This window comes from Streptomyces prunicolor (assembly GCF_045162825.1).
Classification (GTDB): Bacteria; Actinomycetota; Actinomycetes; order Streptomycetales; family Streptomycetaceae; genus Streptomyces; species Streptomyces prunicolor.
Genome location: NZ_CP108676.1, coordinates 7560091 through 7579262 on the forward strand (window position 1 = coordinate 7560091; position 19172 = coordinate 7579262).

The following is a 19172-nucleotide window of genomic DNA, read 5'->3' on the forward strand; positions in this document are numbered from 1 at the left end:
GAAGGTGGCGTTGCGCTCGGGCCGTCTCCGCCGGACAGCCCTGCGTTCCAGTCGCCCCCGACCCGCGCCAACCAGCCCACCGCCGACGGCACCGGACGCCGAGAGGTTTCAACTCGGCGTTCCGGGCCACCCGTTGAACATGTCCAGACGCTACGGCGGAAGCCCCGCGGGGACGGTTATCTCCGTCATCGCGGACATCGCGGCACTGATCCTGATCCTGTGGATCGCTCTCTATCTGTTCGACGCCAACACCGCGAACAACTCGGTCGACTGGGTCCACAACGCGGCCAACTGGCTGTCGGGCTGGTCGCACAACCTGTTCACCATCCACTCGGCGGACTGGCGCACTGTCGTCAACTACGGCCTGCCCGCCCTCGTCTATCTCTTCATCGGCCACGCGGTGGCCACCGGTGTCAACCGGAGTTAGACCACCACTGGGCCTTCAACCGCCTTGCCGTCAGGCCGCCTCACCTCATGACCTTCGGGCCGCTGGGCCTCAAGGTTGTGCGGGTAGGCGGCCGACCGGTGCTGGAAGGAGAGGATCTTCGGGTTCTGGACGACACCGTCCCGGATCTCGATGGCCTTCCGGACCGTTACGTCGTCGTCCCAGGCGGTCGGTCCGCTCATGACCGTACGCAGATACGGCAGGAGCGCCTCGCTGATCTCCCACGTCGCGGAGTTCCACAGGTGGGACGGGCTGTGGTCGACGGCGTAGTAGTGGCAGCCCGGTCCGACCGTGGCCATCGGGTCGCCGAAGCCGCTCGGCCGGGCCCAGGCGAAGCCCATGCCCTCGTCGCAGGCCACGTCGATGAAGAAGGTCCCCGGCTGGAACAGCGCGAGTTCCTCGTTGTTGACGAACATCAGCGGCGCGTCGGTGTCCTGGAGCACGCAGTTGACGACGATGTCGAACCCGGCCAGGTACTGCGCGAGCGGCACGGGCCCGAGGCCGGTGACCGCCTGGAGGCGCGTCGGGTCGTCCTCCTGCTCCTCGAAGTGACCCATCACGACCGACGGCATCGGCGAGGCCACGGCCGCCGCGGCGCGCTGCGTGAGCACCGTGACGTCGGAGACGCCCATCGCGCCCAGGCCCGTGACCGCGCCGCGTGCGGTGGCGCCGAAGCTTATGACCACGGCCCGCAGCCGACGGCCGTAGCTCCCGGTCAGCCCGCCGAGCTGGAGGGCGTGCAGCACCGAGCAGTAACCGGCCAGCTCGTTGTTCTTGTGGAACACATGGACGCTGAAGGCGCCCGTGGACGTCCAGTGGTTCATGGCTTCCCAGGCGATCAGGGTCAGCCGTCGGTCGATGCCGAGCTGTGTCGTCTTCTCGTCCTGCACACAGTGCGGCCAGCCCCACAGCACCTGGCCCTCGCGCAGCTCGGCGAGGTCCTCGTGCATGGGCTTGGGCAGCAGCATGATGTCGCACTCCGCGACCAGGTCGTCACGGGAACGGAGGCCGCCGACGAGGGGGCGCAGCGCGTCGTCGGCGATGCCGAACCTTTCGCCGTAGCCCTGTTCGAGGAAGATCCGCTTTCGGATGTCCGGGGCGATCCGGTCGAGGTGGCGGGGGTGCAGCGGCAGACGGAACTCGTTCTCCTTGCGGGAGGAGTGCAGTACTCCGAGACTCATGAGGCTCATGTGGGGCGGCTCATTTCCGGCCGGACGCGATGCGCTCCGGCGTTGCCGTTCCCCGAGGGCGACGCCGAAACGGCTGACGGCGTGCGAGGTGCGCTCGGTAATCTCACGTTACTCCAGTCCGGAAAGGGCCGGATTCCGTCGTCGTCGCAGCGTGGGTCCCGAGCGTCCCGGCTGTCTGCTCCCCAAGGCGGGGCCGGAGCCGGTCCAGGACGAGGAGGAGGCGCCGGACGTCGACGAGGACGGCGAGGTGCGCCCCGACGACGCGTCGGACCTTCCGGTCGGTTCAGTGTTGTCCGGCAACCCCTCGAACGGGTGAGGGTCGTCCTCTGCGCGGCCTGTCCGCACCGGATCGTGACCGTGCCTCCCAGCGGCCCTCAGGGCAGCGCCTGAACCCCATCGAGTGTTTGGAGCGTCCGCGCGGCGGGGGGACCAAATGCCGCCCACCGAACGGAAGTTCGCGCTCGCCCGCGGCGGCGCCCCGCCCGCCGTCTTGATAGGAAGAACCCCGTGACCGACGCATGGGACGCGCACTACGCCGACGGCAACACCTTCAGCCCCCTCCGCGATGCCGAACGCGCGCTGCTCGCCGAGCACGCCCCGGCGCCCGACGGCGGCGGACACGCCCTGGACGTCGGCTGCGGACTGGGTGAACTCGCCCGCCACCTCGCCGAGTCGGGCTACGAGGTCGACGCCGTCGACTTCGCCCCCACCGCCCTCGCCCACGCCCGAGCCCAGAACGCGGCTACCGCAGCCACCGCGGCGGTGAACTACCACCTGCTCGACATCGAACGCGACAGCCTCGACGCCCTGCCCCACCCCGCCTACGACCTGATCACCTTCCGCCTCAGCTGGGCCTTCGTCCACGACCGCACCCGGGTGATGAACCGGCTGCGCGAGCGGCTGCGGCCGGGCGGTGTCGTCTGCGTGATCACGCCCGTCGCGGCGGACGTACCGGAAGGCAAGCGGTCCATCGCCCTGGACGACGAGGAGTTCGGCGCGCTGTGCGCGGGCTGGGCGAGGGCCGAACGGTACGACGCGGACGGGCTCGCGTTCGTCGTCCTGCGTGACCCCGCCCCCGCACCCTCCACCTTCGCGGGCAAGAAGCGCCCCTCACCGCACGCCCTCACCGGCGCCGGCGTCGTCGTCACCGACCCGGTGGGACGCATCCTGCTCGGCTGGTCGGTGCGCGGGGTCTGGGAGTTGCCCGGTGGCAAGAACGACGCCGGCGAGGGCTTTCTGACGGCGGGTGTACGGGAGTTGGCGGAGGAGACGGGGTTGAAAGCCGAGCCGGGTGGAGCGCGGCTCCTCGCCCTTCTGCTGGACTCCACGCACGACATGCCCCGGCTGACCGGCGCCGTCCGCGTCACCGCCTGGACCGGTCAACCCGCCGTCACCGAACCGCAGTTGATCCACCGCTGGGAGTGGCACGAGGTCGCCGACCTGCCCGCGCTGTCCCAGCCGCTGTTCACGCCGAGCGCGCAGGTCATCGACACGGTCTGGCCCGGCCTGCTGCCCGGCCTGCCGCCCGTCCACCGTTACCCGATCACCCCGGCCGCGACTCCCGAGCCCGCCCAACAGGCTGCCGAGGCAGCCCAGTTGAGGGAGGCGATGGCGGACCGGCTCGTCGCGGACGGCTGGGTGGACGCGGGCGGCGCGATCGACGCCGCGTTCCGACGCGTCCCGCGCCACCGCTTCCTGCCCGGCACCGCCCTGCCGGACGCCTACGACACACACCAGGCCCCGGTCACCAAACGCACCCCCGGCGCGACCGCCACCAGCAGCGTCTCCGCGCCCTGGGTACAGGCCGCCATGCTCCGCGACGCCGCGCTCCGCCCCGGCGACACCGTGCTCGAGATCGGCTCCGGCGGCTACAACGCGGCCCTCGTCCAGGAGGTCGTAGGCCCGCACGGCAGCGTGACGAGCATCGACATCGACCCCTACGTCACCGACCGCGCCCGCCGCTTCCTCGACGACACCGGCCACCACCGGGTCCGCGTCCACCTCGGCGACGGTGAACACGCCCCGGCTCAACTCGCCGCCCCCGACAGCGTGGACGCCGTCCTCGTCACCGTCGAGGCCCGCGACCTCCCGCCCTCCTGGACCGCTCAACTGGCCGACGGTGGACGGCTGGTGGTGCCGCTGCGCGTGCACGGCTACACCTGGTCCATCCCCTTCACCAAGCGCGCCGGACTGCTCACCGCGGACGCCTACACGGTGTGCGGGTTCGTCCCCCTCCAGGGCCCCGGCCACCGCGAGGACGCCGTCACCCGACTCCGCGGCGGCGAGGTGACCGTACGGTTCGCCGACGGCACCCCCGTCGACACCAGCCGCCTCGACGACGCCCTCGCCATGCCCCGCGTCGAACACTGGACCGGCATCACCATCCCCGGCGAGACGCCCTTCGACATGCTCCTGCTGTGGCTGGCGACCCACCTCGACGGCTTCGCCCGGCTCGCCGTCCCCGCGGACCACGACCCCAACATCCGTACGACGCCTGGTGGTTGGGACGCGGCCGCCGTCGTCCGGAACCACTCCCTGGCCCGCCTACTGACCCGGAGACTCCCCGAAGACGGCACGCCCCTTTGGGAGTTCGGCATCCACGCCTACGGCCCGCACGCCGACGACCTCGCCCAGGCCATGGCCCAGCAGGTCATCGCCTGGGACCGCGAGGCCCGCGACACCATCACCCCACGCCTGACGGTGAGTTCGGCCCAGGAGGCAGCACCGACAGCTCCGACAGCACCGGACGAGGACCCGGCCGTCATCACGAAACAGCACGTACGCCTGACCTTCGACTGGTCCGCGGCCCCTCCTCCTCGCGACCACGGCGGACCAGCGGGCCAGGACTCCTGAGCCGCTGCCCGGTCAGGCCCCCAGACCGGGCAGCGGCTCGGAGTCGTCCACGAAAACGCGCGCCACATCGGACAGCCGCCGGTTGTGCGCGCGGGCGTAGCCGCGCAGGGTGGTGAAGGCGCGTTCCATGTCGATGCCGAGGCGCTCGGCGAGTTTGCCCTTGGCCTGCTCGATCAGGACGCGGCTGTTCAGGGCGGTCTGGAGCTGCTCGTTGAGGATCGTGCTGCGGTGGCTGGAGCGCTGCTGGAGGAGGCTGATGGTGGCCACGTCGGCCAGTGCCTGGGCGACCAGGGTGCCCGCCGGGTCGAACGGGCCGGGGGCGGCCCGGAACAGGTTGAGGGCGCCGACGACCTCGTCCCGCAGCCGCATCGGCAGCGCCTGTACGGCGGTGAAGCCGCTGCGGTGGGCCGTCGTGACGAACCGCGGCCAGCGCTCGGCCTCCCGGGTCAGATCGGGGACGATCACGGGTGAGCCGGAGCGGAAGCACTCCAGGCAAGGGCCCTCGTCGTTCTGGAGCTGGAAGAGTTCCAGGAGCCGTACCTGTTCGTCGGAGGCCGCCATCACCCGCAGTTCGCCGTCGCGGTCCGCGAGCAGCACGCCCGCCGCGTCGGCTCCGAGCACGCCCACGCAGCGGTCGGTGAGCAGACGCAGGAAGTCGATCAGATCGAAGTCGGCGACCAGGTTGTCCGCCAGTTCGACGAAGGTCTTGGCCAGGAGCTGCTGATTCATCGTGTCACCTTCGTTGGGACTGGTTCCGCCGGGAGGGGGGCCGGAAGTGCGGTGGGTGCGCCGACCGGTGACGGGGCGTCAGGTGTCCTCGTCGCCCTGGTCCGACTCCGCGTGCGGGGAGAAACGGAGCCGGTGGGTCACGACGTCGGCGGCCACGTCGGCGAGCCGCCGCCCCCGCATATAGGCGTGCGCCCGCAGTCGTACGAAGGCCTCGTCGATGCCGATGCCGAGTTGGACGGTGAGGATGCCGGTGGCCTGGTCGATCTCCGCGCGGTATCCGTCCAGATCCTCGAAGCCCCGGTCCGCCGGGGCCGGCCCGCCCGTCGCGTCGATCCGGGCGTCGAGCAGGAGCAGTGTCGCGAGATCGGCGAACGCGAGGGCGTCGGCCAGTTGGTCCGGGTCCAGTACGGTCGGCACGTCGGCGTACAGGTCCAGGACCCCCGGGCTGATCGCCCCCACCTGGAGGGGGAGCGCGAAGACCGCGCGGGCCCCGGCTTCCAGCGCCGCGTCCGCGAACACGGCCCAGCGGTCCTGGAGTTGACCGGTGAGCAGGTCCGGCGTCAGGACGGCCGAACCGTCCAGGAACGCGTCCACGCACGGTCCCTCGCCCAACGTCAGTTGCAGTTCCTCCAGTTGCTCGCTGATGTCGTCGGTGCTGCACAGCGGATGGCTCGCCGCGGTGCGGGACATGGCGGACAGCCCGGCCCCGCCGACGGGGAGCGCGGCCACGGCCGCCGTGCACACGTCCAGCACACCGGCCCGCCCGCCGCGCCGTGCCGCCTGCTCGGCGACCAGCACCTGGATCCGGGCCGACCGGCCGCCGGACCTCATTCGCGGCACCGCGTCCAGAGGCTGTCCCGAACTCCCGTGAGCTGTACGGCAGTTGGTCTGAGGATGGGAAGCAGGGGAACCCGCCCCGACCGGGCGGTCACCGTGCGTCACCCGAGAGCACGGTGGCGAGCGGAACCGTCCGGTGTGGCGGGGTGTGCGCGGTGGGGTGCCGGGAACCCTCGGCAGGGGCCGGAGGACACCCCAACGGCGCCCCGAGGAGCAGGAATTGGGAGCCGGTGACGTCGAGGATCAGGCCCAGCGTCCGTGGCGGGTGATGGAGTCGCAGGGTCCCGCCGACCGCGGCGGCCGTCCGCGCCGCGTGGAGGAAGACGTTGAGGCCGCTGCAGTCGCAGAAGGTGACGGGGGTGAGGTCGACGTCGAGGGTACGGATGCCGTCGCGCAGGCACTGGGTCAGTACCGCGCGTACCAGCTGGGCCGATTCCAGGTCGATCTCGCCGACCAGGGTGATCAAGGCGCGTTTCCGTCGGTCATGGCGGTGGACGGTGAGGTGAGTGAGGGGCATGACGCCTCGGTTCGGAGGAGCATCCGGCAACGGGCGTGGTGGCACCGGGAGTTACGGTGCCCAGGGCGCGCTGCCGACAAGGGGGCGTACAGGGATGCGCCGGGTGACGGACGAAGAAGCCGCTCCCCGCGACCATCTGTGTCGAGCATCTGTGCCGAGCTACGACGAGCCGCCGGGGTCTGGGACGTCCTCACCGCAGCATAGTCCTCGTGGCGGTGCGCGGGCGGTCCTCGCAGGGAAGTGGTGGGCGCGGCACGGGAGTTGCCGCTGGGGGTGTCCTGGACGAGGACACCCCCAGCAGCCGTACGGCAGCCGTAGGAAACGGCTCGACGGTCAGTCGCGCAGGAAGTCCAGGACCTGCCGCACGAACAGCTCGTGGTGCTGGAAGAGCGCGCCGTGGCCGGAGTTGGGGTAGATGCTCAGCTCGGCGTCGGGCAGCTGGTCGGCGAGGTTGAACGAGCTGATCGTCGGGATCATGGTGTCGTCGTCGCCGTTGACCACCAGCACGGGCTGGAGGACGTTCGCGAGGCCGGCGCTGGAGCTGCTCTGCTCCCACTTGGCCAGGGCGGTCACCTGGGCGCCGATGGTCTCGTTGGTCACGGCGGTGTCGCGGTCCTGGGTCCGCTGGTCGAGGCGGCCGAGGAAGGCGTCGGCCGCGGCCTGGCTCGCCTCCGTGGGGGAGAAGAACAGGAAGTGCTTGGGGTGCTTGCCCTCGGTACCGGCGACCTCCATGGCGTTCTGCAGGATGGTGAGGGTGCCGGCGGGTCCCGCGTCGCCCGCGGGTGACGTGCCGGCCAGGACGATCCGCCGGACCAGGTCGGGGCGCCGCTGCACGAACTCCTGCGCGACCATGCCGCCCAGTGAGAAGCCCAGCAGGTCGACCGTCGTCAGCCCGAGGGCCGTGACGAAGGCGATCGCGTCGGCCGCCATGGCCTCGACGCTGTCGGGCGTGGTGCCGCCCGAGGCGCCGACCCCCCTGAGGTCGACCAGGATGACGCGGCGTGTGGCGGCCAGACCGTCGACGACGGCGGGGTCCCAGTCGTCGAGTACCGCGGTGAAGTGGTGCAGGAGCACCAGCGGGGTGCCGGTGGTGGGGCCGACCTCCCGGTAGGCGAAGGGGGTGCCGCCGATGTCGACGGTCCGGGTGACGGCTTCGTCGTGGGTCGTGGTCATGATCGTGCTCTCTTCCTGTGCGGGACTCCGCGTGGGGTTTCCGTGCGGGTCGCTGCGAGTTCCTGTGGAGGGCTTCGCGCTGGTGGCCGGGGGGCGAAGCCATGGCGTAGCGATCGTTATATAACGACTGCTACGCTACGATGTCGTAGACCGGAACGCAAGGCAGGTCGACGACCGGAACGCAGGGAAGGGCAGGCGAGGGCTCGCGATGCGGTACCCGAAGGACCACAAGAAGCAGGCCAGGGCGTCGATCCTGGCCGCGGCGGCGCGCACGCTGAAGGAGAAGGGGTTCCAGGGCATCGGGGTCGACGGCCTCGCCGCCTCTGCCCAGGTCACCTCGGGGGCCCTGTACTCGAACTTCGGCAGCAAGGAGGCGTTCCTGGAGCAGGTGGTCGACGCGCAACTCGGCGCCGAGTTCGCCGTCGTCGACGACCCCGACCCGGCCGAACGGCGGCGCCGGCTCGTGGAGTTCCTCGGCGTGTACCTCGGCGAGGACCATCGCGAGGACGTCGCCCACGGCTGCGTCATGCCGGCGCTCAGCGCGGACGTGTCCCGGGCGAGCGACTCCGTGCGCGAGGTGTACCAGCGGCGCATGCTCGACCTGGTCGCGCTCCTCGCCCCCGCCATGCAGGGCCCGCCGGAGGAGCGGGAGGGGCGGGCCTGGGCCGCGGTGGCGGCGATGGTGGGCGCGGTCACCATCGCGCGCGCACTGCCCGACGGGGATCAGGCCAGGAAGGTCCTCGACGCCGTACTCCACGCCACGACGCAGGCCGTCACGGACAACCCGGCCTGAACGCCGCCGAGTTGACGCTCAGCGGCCGGTGGTCGGCAGTGGGCGGTCGGTGCCGCTCACGGTGTTCCGTCGAACGCCTCGCGGAGTTCGGGCAGGAACGAGGCGAGGTGGTTCATCTCGGCCGCGCAGTGGTGCAGCAGCGCGACGCCGAGCGCCTGCAGGTCGGGTGGACCGGCGGGAGCGCGGCCGGCCGGGGGCTGGGCGACCGACGCGGGCGGCAGGTCCAGGTGCTGCGGGTAGTTGAGGAAGAACCGGCTGCGCATCTCCGCGCCGGAGTCGGTGGCGCGCACCTGGTGGACGATCCAGCCGAAGGCGGCGGGCGCGGTGCTCGGCCCGACCCGGGCGACGATGGCGGTGTCACCGGCCGGGATGTCGTCGAAGCCCATGCGTGAGGGGTCGACGAAGCGGATGGCGAGCGGCACCAGGTGACCGCCGACGTACTCATCGACGTAGGAGACGTTGCCGATGTAGCGCTGCCGGTCGGTGAGTCGGCGGTCGCCGCTGCGTGCCTGGCCGACCGCGCTGAACTGGTGGGCCTGCGGATGCCAGAGCTTGTAGCGGGCCGACTCGCAGCTGTGCCAGCCGAACCACCAGTCCCACATCTCACCGGTCACACCGGGCATGTCCGTCAGCACGGAGACCATGACCGTGCCGTCGTCCAGGACCGTCCAGCCGGTCTCCATCGGGTGGCGGCCGGGCCGGGTGAGCATCCGGACCGCGTCGGAGGGACCGTAGCCGTACTCGGTCGGGGCCATGCCCGCCAGCAGCGCCTCGTGCACATGGGGCTGCACCGGCAGGACGTCCTCGCGGAAGAACTTGGCGTACGGCCTGGCCAGGTCGGCCTCCCGGTAGCCCAGGTAGCGCGACTCGGACTGATAGGACGCGGGGACCGACGCGAGGTCCGCCGCACTCGTCTCGTAGGTGACCATTCTTGTACTGTACCGAATAGTACAGTTCTTGGCAGGGTGACGGAGTGGGACGACAGACAGGACGACCATGAAAGCTCTACCGGCGACCGAGCGCGGTCGGCGCACCCGTGCCGCGATCGTCGGCGCGGCGGCCGGGCTGATGCGTCAACACGGCCTGGCCGGGCCGTCGTTGGACGACGTACTGGCGGCCAGCGGCACGGGGAAATCGCAGTTCTACCACTACTTCGACAGCCGCAGAGAGCTGGCGGAAGCGGTGCTGCACCACCAGTTCGACCGCGTGATGGAGACCCAGTCGGCGCTACGGGATCCGGATCACGCCGACCTCGGGGCCTGGCGGGACCAGGTGGTCGCGGCGCACCGGGAGAGCGGGTACGGGATGTGCCCGCTCGGCGTGTTCGCCGGGCAAGTCGACGACGAGCCCGAACTGGGCGGAATCCTGGCGGAGTTGTTCGGCCGCTGGGAGGCGAGCCTCGCCGATCTGGTCGCCCGCGCCCGTGCCGAGGGCCGGGTGCGCGCGGACGCCGAACCCGAGGACGCGGGGCGCCTGCTGCTCGCCGCGTTGCAGGGCGGCGCCATGCTGGCGCACGTACACCGGCGGCCGACCGCGCTCGAACGCTCCCTCGACACCGCGATCGCGGCACTCATCCCTCGCTAGCGGGGCGCCCCGGCCGTACGCAGGTCCAGCACCGGCACGTCGGGCGGTGTGAAGCCGAAGACCTGGCCGTAGAAAGAGAGTTCGGTCTCCAGCGCGGCGACCATCGTGTCCCGGCGGCGGAACCCGTGGCCCTCTCCTTCGAAGAGGCGGTACGCGTGCGGGACGGCGGACGCGCCCGCGAGGAACTCCCGGCTCTGCGCGGGCGGGCAGATGGGGTCGTCGGCTCCTTGCAGCAGGAGGAAGGGCACCTTGATGTCCTGCGGGTGGGCGGCGGGGGAGCGGTCTCGGTAACGTGCCGCCGAATCGGCGGTGTTGGGGCCGATCAGGGACTCCAAGTAGTGCGACTCGAAGTCGTGGGATCCCCCTGCGGCCAGGACCTCCAGGTCCAGCACCGGGTAGAGCATGGTCGCGCAGGCATACACGTCCGTGGTGATCAGGGACGCCGCCGCGGTGAAACCACCGGCACTGCCGCCCCGGATCGCCAGCCGGGCGCGATCGGCCACGCCCTCGTCGATCAACTCCCGTGCCACAGCGGCGCAGTCCGCCACATCGACGACACCCCACTGCTCCCGCAACCGCTCGCGGTACGCACGCCCATAGCCGGGCGTACCGCCGTAGTTGACGTCGGCCACGCCGATGCCGCGCGAGGTGAAGTAGGCGATTTCGAGGTTCAGGGAGAGGGGTGCGCGCAGGCTCGGGCCGCCGTGCGCCCACACCACGTACGGCGCGGGATCGTCCGGCGACGGGCCGGTGTGGTCCGGGTGGCGTGGGGCGTAGACGTGGGCGTGCACCTCCCGGCCGTCCGGCCCCTTGAACACTCGTGCCACGGGCTCCGGCAAGTAGGACGGTTCCACGGAGGCCTGGTGCCGGTGTCCGACCACACGGGCGGTGAGCTGTCCGGCGGTGAGGGCGGTGGGTTGCCCGGCCGCGTCCGGCGTGCGTGTGTCGGCGTCCACCTCCACGACCTCGTACGACGTCTCGCGGCCGGCCGCGACCCCCGCGATCCGGGTCCCCGAGACGGCGAGATGCGGCAGCCACTCGGTCCGGTCGCCCGGCACGTCCACGAGGTCGCCGGTGACCGGGTCGAGGACGGACAGACGTTGCGCCCCTCGACCGTGGAGCACGGCGATCCGGCCGTCGGCCAAGGGCGCGAACCAGCGCAGGCCGAGACGTTGGGAGCCGGCGAACTCCTCCGCCGCTCGGTGCAGGGTGTGCGCGGCGCCGGTCTCGGGGTCGACGCGGTGGAGATTCCACCAGCCCGTACGTTCGCAGGCGACCAACAGCGTTCCGTCCGGCGCCCATTCAGCCTGGGCCACGGGGTCACCGGGCCCTCCGACCAACGTGCGGGCCCGCTGGAAACGTCCGTCGGCGTCGACATCGGCGATCCTCAACTCGGCCGCGTCCCACGGCATATGAGGGTGATCCCAGGCGAGCCACACGGCCCGTGAACCGTCGGGGGAGACGCGGGCACCGGACACGAACCGGTGCCGGTCGTCGCTCAACTCCCGTACGGCGGACCGGTCTTCGGCCGCGCTGCCGTCCAGCGGGACCTGCGCGATCAACCGGCGTACATCGCCCGGCCGTTCACCCGTGAACTCCTCCAGTACGCAACGGACCGTGCCGCGCGCCGGGTCGATCTCCGGCTCCGCCCAGCGCAGTCCGCCGCCGACGGGGGAGACCGGGGTCAGCGGCTGGGGTACGGCGCCTTCGGTGTCCGGGCGGTACAAGTACAGCCGCTGGTCAGGGAAGTTGGCGAACACGACGAGTACGCCGTGGTCGTCGGCGGCCGTCGCCCAGGGGCGTCCGCCGTACTCGATCACGCGGCTGCGGATGTTCCAGGGTTCGGGCAGGACGGTCTCGGCGTCGGCGGAGGCATCGGTGTCTGGATCGGTTTCGGCCTCGGTGTCCGGGCGCCGTTTGCGCATGAGGGCCGAGCGGCCGTCTTCCTGCGGGCGCGGTTCGATCCACCACAACTCCTCGCCCTGGAAGCCGAGACAGGAGGGTGCCGCGACCTGGCCCGCGGTCATTCCGCGTGACGCCAGGTCCGCTGTGATCGGCGAGGTCCAGGAGCCGTAGGGGACCGGGCTGGGTGTCACGTCTCGTCTCCATCAATGGGAAAGGGGATCTGTTGCGTCCGTGGCGGGTCAGACCAGCCCCGCGTAGTGCACGGTCAGGGCGATCTGGACCCGGTTGGTGTGTTCCAGCTTGGTGAGGATGTGGGAGACATGGGCCTTGACGGTGGCCACGCTCATGTACAGCTCGGCCGCGATCTCCGCGTTGGTCCTGCCCCGGCCGACGGCCACGGCGACCTCGCGTTCCCGGTCGCCCAGCCGGTCGAGGCGGATGCGGGCCTCGGCGGTCTCCGGCCGGCGCGGGACTGTCGTATCGCCGCCCTGGGTGACCCGGGCGATGAGCTGCTCGGTCACCGCGGGGGAGAGCACCGGCTCGCCCGCCTTCACCCGGCGTACCGCCGCGACGATCTCGGCGGGCGGGGTGTGCTTGAGCAGGAAACCGGCCGCGCCCGCGCGCAGCGCACCGAGGACCTGCTCGTCGTCCTTGAAGGTCGTCAGCATCACGACGGCCGGTGCGCCGGGCCGGGCCCGCAGCCGCTCGGTCGCCTCCAGGCCGTCCACGCCGGGCATCCGGATGTCCATCAGCACCAGGTCGGGGGCGTGCTCGTCGACCAGGGCGAGCACCTCGTCGCCGTCCGCCGCCTCGGCCACGACCTCGATGTCGTCGGCGCCGCCGAGCATCAGCCGGAGTCCTGAGCGGACCAGTGGGTCGTCGTCGACGAGCAGCACACGGATCATGCGGGCCAGGGTAGCCAGGCCCGCAGCGCGTACTCCGCTCCGTCCTCGCCGTGACTGAACCGGCCGCCCGCCAGCGCGACGCGCTCCGCGAGGCCGATCAGCCCCTGCCCGGACCCCGGTACGCCGTCGCGCGGGCCACCTGGTCCGGTCGGATGGGCGGGATCGGCCGGATTGGTCAGCTCCAGGGTGAGACCGTCGCCGGGGCCGCCCGCCACCGTGATCCTGACCGGCGTACCGGGGGCGTGCTTCCTGGCGTTCGTCAGCCCTTCCTGCACGAACCGGTAGGCGGCGAGCCCGGCGATACCCGTAGGACCGCCACCGTTGCCCGACCGGGTGCCGCCCATGTCGAGGTCGACCTTCATACCGGCGTCCCGCGACTCCCTGACCAGGTCGGGCACCTCGGCGAGCCCGGTCCGCGCGGGCCGGGTCGCGGTGCTGCCGTCCGCGACGGGACCCCCGGCCGGCGACCGCAGCACCCGCAGCACCACCTGGAGATCCTCCAGCGCCTGGTGCGAGCTCTCCCGGATCACGGCGGCGGCCCGGGTGGTCTCCCGCACGGACGCGCCGGCGTTGAACTCCAGCGCCCCCGCGTGGACGCTCAGCAGCGACAGCCGGTGGGCCAGCACATCGTGCATCTCCCGCGCGATGTCCTCCCGCGCCTCCCGCTGAGCGCGCTGGGCACGCAACACTGCCTCCGCCTCCGCCCGTTCGGTGCGCTCGCTGAGCGAACGGACGAACAGGCCCCAGCCGACCGCGGCGGCGATCAGGACACCCAGGATCACCGCGTTGGCGAGCGGCACCCCGGAGACGTAGGGACTGCTCAGAAAATGGACGGGGATCGGCAGCAGTGCCAGCGAGGCGATGGTCAGGATCGTGCGCGGGGGCCGGAGGACGGCGACGGTGAAGAGCGCCACGATCAGAGGCACCACGGCCGGGGTGACGGTCGCGGCGACGATCGCCACGACGGCGACCGCGGTCGGCCACCGCCTGCGCCACCACAGCGCACCTACGGCGAGCAGGGAGACCGGGTTCAGCGCCCAGGTGAAGCCGAGCAGCAACGGCGACGAGAACACCAGCCGGCCGAACGGCCAGGTACCGGAACCCAGCCCCGGGCTCAGCGCCAGATCACCCCTGACCTGCACCAGGGAGAGGGCGGCGGACAGCACAAGGGCCAGCACGACAATGCCGAGGTCGATGGTCTTCTCACGCCGGTAACCGCTCACAAGCGACAAATGTAGAGGGGCTCTCGACGGGGGCCGTACAGACTTTGGTCTAGAGACTTTGGTCGTACGACGAGGTCGGAGCACCGACTTTGAGCCGAAGCCCCCCATGGACCGCCGCTCCTAGCGTTCCGGGAGTCACATCGGATCCCTCATGGAAGGCCCGGCCTTGAAGAAGAACCTCCTCCTGCTGTCCGGAGCGCTGCTGGCGCTCTGCGGCGGGGTGCCACTCGCCCAGCGGCTCTACGACCGCCTCACGCTCTGGGGTTTCGGCGTACCCGGCTACGGCCCGTCGCTGATCAAGGCGGCGCTGCTGCTCGCCGGGGTCGCGACACTGGTCCTCGCCGCACGGGTGCGGCAGCACAATGACTGATCCGGCAGAGCGCCCGGCGCTGGAAGCGGTCGGGCTGGGCAGGCGCTACCGGCGTGGGTGGGCGCTGCGGGACTGCTCGTTCCGGCTGCCGGCCGGCCGGATCTGCGCGCTGGTCGGCCCGAACGGCGCCGGCAAGACGACCCTGCTGTCGCTGGCCGCCGGTCTGCTGGAACCGAGCACCGGCACCATCCGGCTGGGCGGACACCCGGCCCGGTCCGCCGAGGCCCGGCAGCACACCGCGTTCCTCAGCCAGGAGAAGGCGCTCTATCCGCGCTTCCGGGTCTCCGACACGCTGCGTATCGGCCGCGAGCTGAACCCGACCTGGCACCAGGAGACCGCCGAGCGGATCATCTCCGTCGGCGACATCCCGATGGACGCCCGGGTCGGCACCCTGTCCGGCGGCCAGCGCACCCGGGTGGCCTTCGCGCTGGCCCTGGGGAAGCGCCCCCGGCTGCTCCTGCTCGACGAACCGATGGCCGACCTGGACCCGCTGGTCCGGCGCCAGATGACGGACCTGCTCATGTCCGAGGCCGCCCAGCACGGTTCGACCGTCGTGATGTCCTCGCACCTGGTCTCCGAACTCGAAGGCGCCTGCGACTTCCTGGTCCTGATCGACAACGGCACGGTCAAACTCGCCGGCGACGTGGCCGAACTCATCGGCGCCCACCGGACGGTCTCCGCCCCCGACGCACAGGCGGCCCGACTGGCCAAGCTCCCCGGCCAGGTGACCGTCGAAACCCGCAGCACGGGCGGTCGTACGACGGCACTGATCCGCCCGAGGGGCCCACTCCCGGCGGACCACACCCCGGCCCTGCCGAGCCTGGAGGAACTGCTCCTGGCCCACCTGCGAACAGCCGACGCACCCCCGCTGATCACGTCCACGGCACGCGCCGGCGCGCATCGCGAGGTGACGGTGTGAGCGGCTCCGTGACCACCAACTACCCTTCGCTCACGCCCAGTTCGGGGCTACAGTCAGGACTACGACGACGGCTACGGCTCCGCGGGCTGACCTGGCTGGTCTGGCGGCAGAACCGGCTGGCGTTCTGGATCGGCATCGGCGCCGCGCTCGCCGTAGCGGCGTACGCGATCGTGCGCCACCAGGAGATGACGACCGCCATCGCCGAGGGCCACCTCGACGCCTGCCGGGGCACCACCGTCCCGGCCGGCGACTGCTCCCACAAGCTCAACTCCTTCGGGCAGACGTACCAGTTCCCGATGCGCCGCCCCCTCCAGGCCATGCTCGCGCTGCCGTTGGTCTTCGGCGTCTTCCTCGGCGGCCCCCAACTGGCACAGGAGTTGGAGTCCGGCACGTATCGGACCGTGTGCACGCAGTCGGTCACGCAACTGCGCTGGTTCGCGGCCAAGTTGCTGGTCCCCGTCGTCCTCACGACTCTGATCAGCGGGACCATCGCCGCCGCGATGACCTGGTGGTGGCAGCCGGCGGGTTCGCTGCTGGGCGGCTGGTTCCCCTGGTGGCAGTGGTATCCGTACGACGGCATCGGCCCCGTCGTGGTCGGCCTGTCCGTCCTCTCCCTGCTCATCGGCGTGACCGCGGGCCTCATCCTGCGCCGCACGGTCCTGGCGATGGGCGCGACGGTGGTCGTGAGCGCGGCGGCGATGTACGTACTCGAGTCCGTCCGCGGCCACCTCCTGCCCACCACCCTGGCCACGGTCCAGCACCCGACCGGCACGGCGGCCCCGTCGAACGCGTGGGTCCTCTCCGAGGGCGCGGCCGACGCGACCGGTCGCCGCGTACCGGATCTGCCGAGCTGCTACGCGGCCGACGACTACACCAAGTGCCTTGTCCAGCACGGCAGTACGGGCCGCTGGGCGGAGTTCCATCCGTCGTCCCAGCTGTGGCCGTTGCAGTGGGCGGAGACGGGACTGTGCGTGTTGCTGGCGGCGGCGCTCGCGGGGCTGTGCGTGTGGTGGATCCGCCACCGCTCGGCCTGACCCGCCCCGAAAAGGCCGAGGAGAGAAAGAGGTGTGTTGAGTGGGGCGAGGTGATGGCCGGTAGTTTCGATGGTCGGACTGGTAGACGGAACTCGACGTCGACGGATTTCGCGGACTGGGATACGGACCAGGTCACCGAGGTCGGCCAACTCCTCACCCGATGAGCCTTTTCAGCGCGGCCCCATCCCCCGGCGGCGTTCCAGGACGGAGACGACCATGGTGTCGGCCACTCCTGTGCCCCCCACGGGGACGGCAACCCCGGTGAGCCCAGGGTGTGTGCCGAGCGCCTACTCCGTGCGAAGCGCCGTCGCCGTACGGGCCTTGGCCGCCCAGCCGGCCGGGAGCAGTGCCCCCAGCACGGCTATCGCGACGCCGGCCAGCCCCAGCAGCACCAATTGGGGAGCGTCGTACACATCGATGATCGACGGCGGCAGATCGGTGCCCGCCGCGTGCCCCATCACCGGCAGCACGAAGCCGTGCAGTGCGAACCCGAGAGGTACCCCGATCAGTCCGCCGAGCACACCGATCCCGGCCACCGAGGCGAGAACGAGGCTCACGGTCTGCCGCGGTGACATACCGAGTGCCTTGCAGACGCCCAGGTCGTGGACTCGTTCGCGGGTGTCGAGGACGACGGAGTTGAGCACACCGAGGCCTGCCACGGAGACCAGCATGAGGGTGAGCAGCACCGCGATCGCGTCCATGATGAGGATCGTGTTCTCCTGCTGCGAGGAGGAGTTGGCCATGACGTCGCCGCCCATCGGCTCCACCACCGCGCGGAGCTGCTCGGCGTACGCGGCGGGGGAGACGCCCGGCTTCACCTCGATCTGGAAGACCTGGGGCTTGGCCCCGGCGAAACTGGCGAGGTCCGCGTGGATCGACAGGCCGTCGTTCGAGGTGTCGAAGGCCTCGCCGACGATCTTCAGGGTCTGGGTGTCCTTCCCGAGGGTCACCCGGACCGTGTCGCCGATCTTGGTGTCGGTCCGTTCCAGGAAATTCGTGGGTACGACGGCCTGGCCCGCACCGGTGATCCAGTGCCCGGAGATCATCTCGTAGCTGCCGGGACGTGAATCGCCCTGGTAGAGGGTGGCCTGGACCGAGCCGGAGATCCCCACCACGGTGACATCGTCCTCGGCCATGCCGTAGTACGAGGCGGTGCCGGCCTGCGCCTCGATGGCGGCGCGGACCTTCGCCGGGTCGGCGGACGGAGGACTGGCACTTCCTGCCTTGGGGTTCATGTGGCGGACTCCGCCTCCGGCGCCACCCGGGACGGTCGGCCCGCCGACGATGGCGGTGACCGCCGCGCGGTCCTCGGGATCCGATGCGCTGCCGACCGCGTTCAGGGACGAGGTCAGTCCCACCGCGAAGGTCGCCGCGACCGTGCCGAAGGCCACCGCGAGCAGCATCGCGGCCGTACGGACCGGATGCGCGAAGGGACTGGCGAGGCCGTAGGTCACCGCCCGCGGCAGCGGCAGCCGCCCGGCCGCCCGGTGCGCCCACTGGCCGCGCCCCGTGCGGGGTGCCCGGCCGATCGCGATGGCCTCGACCGTGCGCAGCCGCCCGGCCCGCAGCGCGGGGACCAGCGCCGCGATCCCGACGACCAGCAGCGTGACGGCCGGCACGACGACGTCCACCCACCAGGCCACCGTCAGCGAGGCGGTGCCGTACACCTGCTCGGTGTCCTCCAGCAGCGGAACGGCCAGCACATTGCCCAGCACGACCCCGAGGGCGATACCGGCGCCGGCCGGGATCAGCGCCTGGGCCACATAGGCCCGCACGACCTCGCTCGGGGTGAAGCCGATGGCCTTGAGGATGCCGATCCTGCGCAGACTGGTGCCGACCGCGCCGCTGATCACGGTGCTGATGATGATCACGGACATCACGATGCCGAGGACGCCGAAGGCCACCATGAACGGGATGGTCGCCGCCGCGCCCGTGTCGGCGGCACGCTTGGTGTCCAGGTAGGACTCGGTGCCCAGCAGGGCCCCGGACGGTACGGCGGCGATGAGCTTCTCGCGGTCGGCGGAGATCTGCGCCTTGGTTCCCGCGGAGTCGAAGCGGTAGAGCATCTGACGCGTGACCGGTGTGTCCTTCGGGGCCAGCGCGCCGACCTGCCCCGGGGTCGTCCAGGCATCGGCGGTCTTGCCGGCCGACACCGCGAAGCCGACGATCTTCAGGGTCGGGCTGTCGGCGGCATTCGATGCCTTCAGGGTGGAACCGACCTCAAGCAAGGGGCTTTTGAAGGAGGCGGAGAGAACGACCTCGCCCGGCTTCGCGGCCCACCGGCCGGACTGCAGGTCCAGGTCGTCCACGTCGCCGTGCGGACCGGACCGCCCGACCAGACTCAAGGCCGGCAGGTGCCCGCCGTCCGAATCGACCGGGCTGATGGTCGTCGACGGATACGGCCCCGCGCTCGCGGTGACGCCGGCCAGCCGCTTCGTCGCCTCCAGTTGCGCCGCACTCACCTTGGCCGGATCGAACTGCGCGGTGACATGGGGACCGTGCTGCTTCGCGAAGGCGTGGTCGAAGGGGGCGTTCGAGACGACGATGAGCGACCCGGCGATCACGGCCGCGGCGACCGCCATCATGGTGGCCACGGCGATCACCACCGTCTGCACCCGGCGCCGTCCCACCCCGGAGCGCACGACCCGGCCGAGCGCGCCGGTGCCGAAGGGGCTCATCGGGCGGCCTCCACATG

At 71.4% G+C, this 19172-nt stretch carries 18 protein-coding genes; 8 read left to right on the forward strand and 10 right to left on the reverse strand.

What is annotated here, in order from left to right:
• Nucleotides 1–139: 139 nt before the first annotated feature.
• On the forward strand, nucleotides 140–427 hold the full coding sequence (locus OG588_RS34875; RefSeq protein ID WP_327401180.1) for a hypothetical protein: 288 nt from the start codon (nucleotides 140–142) through the stop codon (nucleotides 425–427).
• Here the strand turns inward: OG588_RS34875 and OG588_RS34880 are convergent.
• A complete protein-coding gene (locus tag OG588_RS34880) occupies nucleotides 424–1635 on the reverse strand; it encodes a N(5)-(carboxyethyl)ornithine synthase (protein WP_405950709.1) in 1212 nt (403 codons plus the stop codon). The two genes, OG588_RS34875 and OG588_RS34880, sit on opposite strands and share 4 nt — an antisense overlap.
• 151 nt (nucleotides 1636–1786) lie before the next feature.
• Between OG588_RS34880 and OG588_RS34885 the strand changes: the two genes are divergently transcribed.
• Together OG588_RS34885 and fxlM are read left to right on the forward strand one after the other, a co-directional pair.
• Nucleotides 1787–1951: a hypothetical protein gene (locus OG588_RS34885; RefSeq protein ID WP_405950710.1), complete on the forward strand. Its 165-nt coding sequence runs from the start codon at nucleotides 1787–1789 to the stop codon at nucleotides 1949–1951.
• A 191-nt stretch (nucleotides 1952–2142) separates the two neighbouring features.
• Complete coding sequence (gene fxlM, locus OG588_RS34890; RefSeq protein WP_405950711.1) at nucleotides 2143–4488, forward strand: methyltransferase, FxLD system; 2346 nt, start codon at nucleotides 2143–2145, stop codon at nucleotides 4486–4488.
• Nucleotides 4489–4500: 12 nt separating this feature from the next.
• On the opposite strand, the gene OG588_RS34895 is transcribed toward fxlM, so the two are convergent.
• The 4 genes from OG588_RS34895 to OG588_RS34910 form a co-directional block, all read right to left on the reverse strand.
• On the reverse strand, nucleotides 4501–5217 hold the full coding sequence (locus OG588_RS34895) for a GAF and ANTAR domain-containing protein (RefSeq protein WP_405950712.1): 717 nt from the start codon (nucleotides 5215–5217) through the stop codon (nucleotides 4501–4503).
• A gap of 78 nt (nucleotides 5218–5295) precedes the next feature.
• The gene (locus OG588_RS34900) at nucleotides 5296–6048 is read right to left on the reverse strand and encodes an ANTAR domain-containing protein (protein WP_405950713.1); all 753 of its coding nucleotides are present in this window, start codon (nucleotides 6046–6048) and stop codon (nucleotides 5296–5298) included.
• Nucleotides 6049–6145: 97 nt separating this feature from the next.
• Nucleotides 6146–6571 carry an STAS domain-containing protein gene (locus OG588_RS34905; protein ID WP_405950714.1) on the reverse strand — a complete coding sequence of 142 codons (426 nt, stop codon included), beginning with the start codon at nucleotides 6569–6571 and terminating at the stop codon, nucleotides 6146–6148.
• 333 nt (nucleotides 6572–6904) lie between these two features.
• Complete coding sequence (locus OG588_RS34910) at nucleotides 6905–7744, reverse strand: alpha/beta fold hydrolase (RefSeq protein ID WP_405950715.1); 840 nt, start codon at nucleotides 7742–7744, stop codon at nucleotides 6905–6907.
• Between the two features lie 208 nt (nucleotides 7745–7952).
• On the opposite strand from OG588_RS34910, the gene OG588_RS34915 reads away from it, so the two are divergent.
• Nucleotides 7953–8537, forward strand: a complete 585-nt coding sequence (locus tag OG588_RS34915; RefSeq protein ID WP_405950716.1) for a TetR/AcrR family transcriptional regulator — start codon at nucleotides 7953–7955, stop codon at nucleotides 8535–8537.
• Between the two features lie 56 nt (nucleotides 8538–8593).
• Here OG588_RS34915 and OG588_RS34920 read toward each other — a convergent pair whose 3' ends face one another.
• On the reverse strand, nucleotides 8594–9466 hold the full coding sequence (locus OG588_RS34920; protein WP_405950717.1) for a DAPG hydrolase family protein: 873 nt from the start codon (nucleotides 9464–9466) through the stop codon (nucleotides 8594–8596).
• A gap of 67 nt (nucleotides 9467–9533) precedes the next feature.
• Between OG588_RS34920 and OG588_RS34925 the strand changes: the two genes are divergently transcribed.
• Entirely contained in the window at nucleotides 9534–10121 is a 588-nt protein-coding gene (locus OG588_RS34925) for a TetR family transcriptional regulator C-terminal domain-containing protein (RefSeq protein ID WP_405950718.1), read from the forward strand.
• On the opposite strand, the gene OG588_RS34930 is transcribed toward OG588_RS34925, so the two are convergent.
• From OG588_RS34930 to OG588_RS34940, 3 genes are read right to left on the reverse strand one after another with little or no spacing between them, the layout of a single operon-like run.
• A complete protein-coding gene (locus OG588_RS34930; protein ID WP_405950719.1) occupies nucleotides 10118–12217 on the reverse strand; it encodes a prolyl oligopeptidase family serine peptidase in 2100 nt (699 codons plus the stop codon). The two genes, OG588_RS34925 and OG588_RS34930, sit on opposite strands and share 4 nt — an antisense overlap.
• A gap of 48 nt (nucleotides 12218–12265) precedes the next feature.
• Complete coding sequence (locus OG588_RS34935) at nucleotides 12266–12931, reverse strand: response regulator (protein ID WP_405950720.1); 666 nt, start codon at nucleotides 12929–12931, stop codon at nucleotides 12266–12268.
• Complete coding sequence (locus OG588_RS34940) at nucleotides 12928–14154, reverse strand: sensor histidine kinase (RefSeq protein WP_405950721.1); 1227 nt, start codon at nucleotides 14152–14154, stop codon at nucleotides 12928–12930. Before OG588_RS34940 ends, OG588_RS34935 begins: the two co-directional genes overlap by 4 nt.
• Before the next feature lie 166 nt (nucleotides 14155–14320).
• Here OG588_RS34940 and OG588_RS34945 point away from each other — a divergent pair, with 166 nt between their 5' ends.
• From OG588_RS34945 to OG588_RS34955, 3 genes are read left to right on the forward strand one after another with little or no spacing between them, the layout of a single operon-like run.
• On the forward strand, nucleotides 14321–14524 hold the full coding sequence (locus tag OG588_RS34945) for a hypothetical protein (RefSeq protein WP_405950722.1): 204 nt from the start codon (nucleotides 14321–14323) through the stop codon (nucleotides 14522–14524).
• Entirely contained in the window at nucleotides 14517–15443 is a 927-nt protein-coding gene (locus OG588_RS34950) for an ABC transporter ATP-binding protein (protein ID WP_405950723.1), read from the forward strand. The genes OG588_RS34945 and OG588_RS34950 overlap by 8 nt, the downstream gene beginning before the upstream one ends.
• Complete coding sequence (locus OG588_RS34955; RefSeq protein ID WP_405950724.1) at nucleotides 15440–16477, forward strand: ABC transporter permease; 1038 nt, start codon at nucleotides 15440–15442, stop codon at nucleotides 16475–16477. The genes OG588_RS34950 and OG588_RS34955 overlap by 4 nt, the downstream gene beginning before the upstream one ends.
• 287 nt (nucleotides 16478–16764) lie before the next feature.
• Here OG588_RS34955 and OG588_RS34960 read toward each other — a convergent pair whose 3' ends face one another.
• Nucleotides 16765–19155: an ABC transporter permease gene (locus OG588_RS34960; protein WP_405950725.1), complete on the reverse strand. Its 2391-nt coding sequence runs from the start codon at nucleotides 19153–19155 to the stop codon at nucleotides 16765–16767.
• Between the last annotated feature and the right edge of the window lie 17 nt (nucleotides 19156–19172).

Coding starts and splice junctions, on each gene's coding strand:
- OG588_RS34875 (WP_327401180.1), top strand. CDS start 140: ATGTCCAGACGCTACGGCGGAAGCCCCGCGGGGACGGTTATCTCCGTC.
- OG588_RS34880 (WP_405950709.1), bottom strand. CDS start 1,635: ATGAGCCTCATGAGTCTCGGAGTACTGCACTCCTCCCGCAAGGAGAAC.
- OG588_RS34895 (WP_405950712.1), bottom strand. CDS start 5,217: ATGAATCAGCAGCTCCTGGCCAAGACCTTCGTCGAACTGGCGGACAAC.
- OG588_RS34900 (WP_405950713.1), bottom strand. CDS start 6,048: ATGAGGTCCGGCGGCCGGTCGGCCCGGATCCAGGTGCTGGTCGCCGAG.
- OG588_RS34905 (WP_405950714.1), bottom strand. CDS start 6,571: ATGCCCCTCACTCACCTCACCGTCCACCGCCATGACCGACGGAAACGC.
- OG588_RS34910 (WP_405950715.1), bottom strand. CDS start 7,744: ATGACCACGACCCACGACGAAGCCGTCACCCGGACCGTCGACATCGGC.
- OG588_RS34915 (WP_405950716.1), top strand. CDS start 7,953: ATGCGGTACCCGAAGGACCACAAGAAGCAGGCCAGGGCGTCGATCCTG.
- OG588_RS34920 (WP_405950717.1), bottom strand. CDS start 9,466: ATGGTCACCTACGAGACGAGTGCGGCGGACCTCGCGTCGGTCCCCGCG.
- OG588_RS34925 (WP_405950718.1), top strand. CDS start 9,534: ATGAAAGCTCTACCGGCGACCGAGCGCGGTCGGCGCACCCGTGCCGCG.
- OG588_RS34935 (WP_405950720.1), bottom strand. CDS start 12,931: ATGATCCGTGTGCTGCTCGTCGACGACGACCCACTGGTCCGCTCAGGA.
- OG588_RS34950 (WP_405950723.1), top strand. CDS start 14,517: ATGACTGATCCGGCAGAGCGCCCGGCGCTGGAAGCGGTCGGGCTGGGC.
- OG588_RS34960 (WP_405950725.1), bottom strand. CDS start 19,155: ATGAGCCCCTTCGGCACCGGCGCGCTCGGCCGGGTCGTGCGCTCCGGG.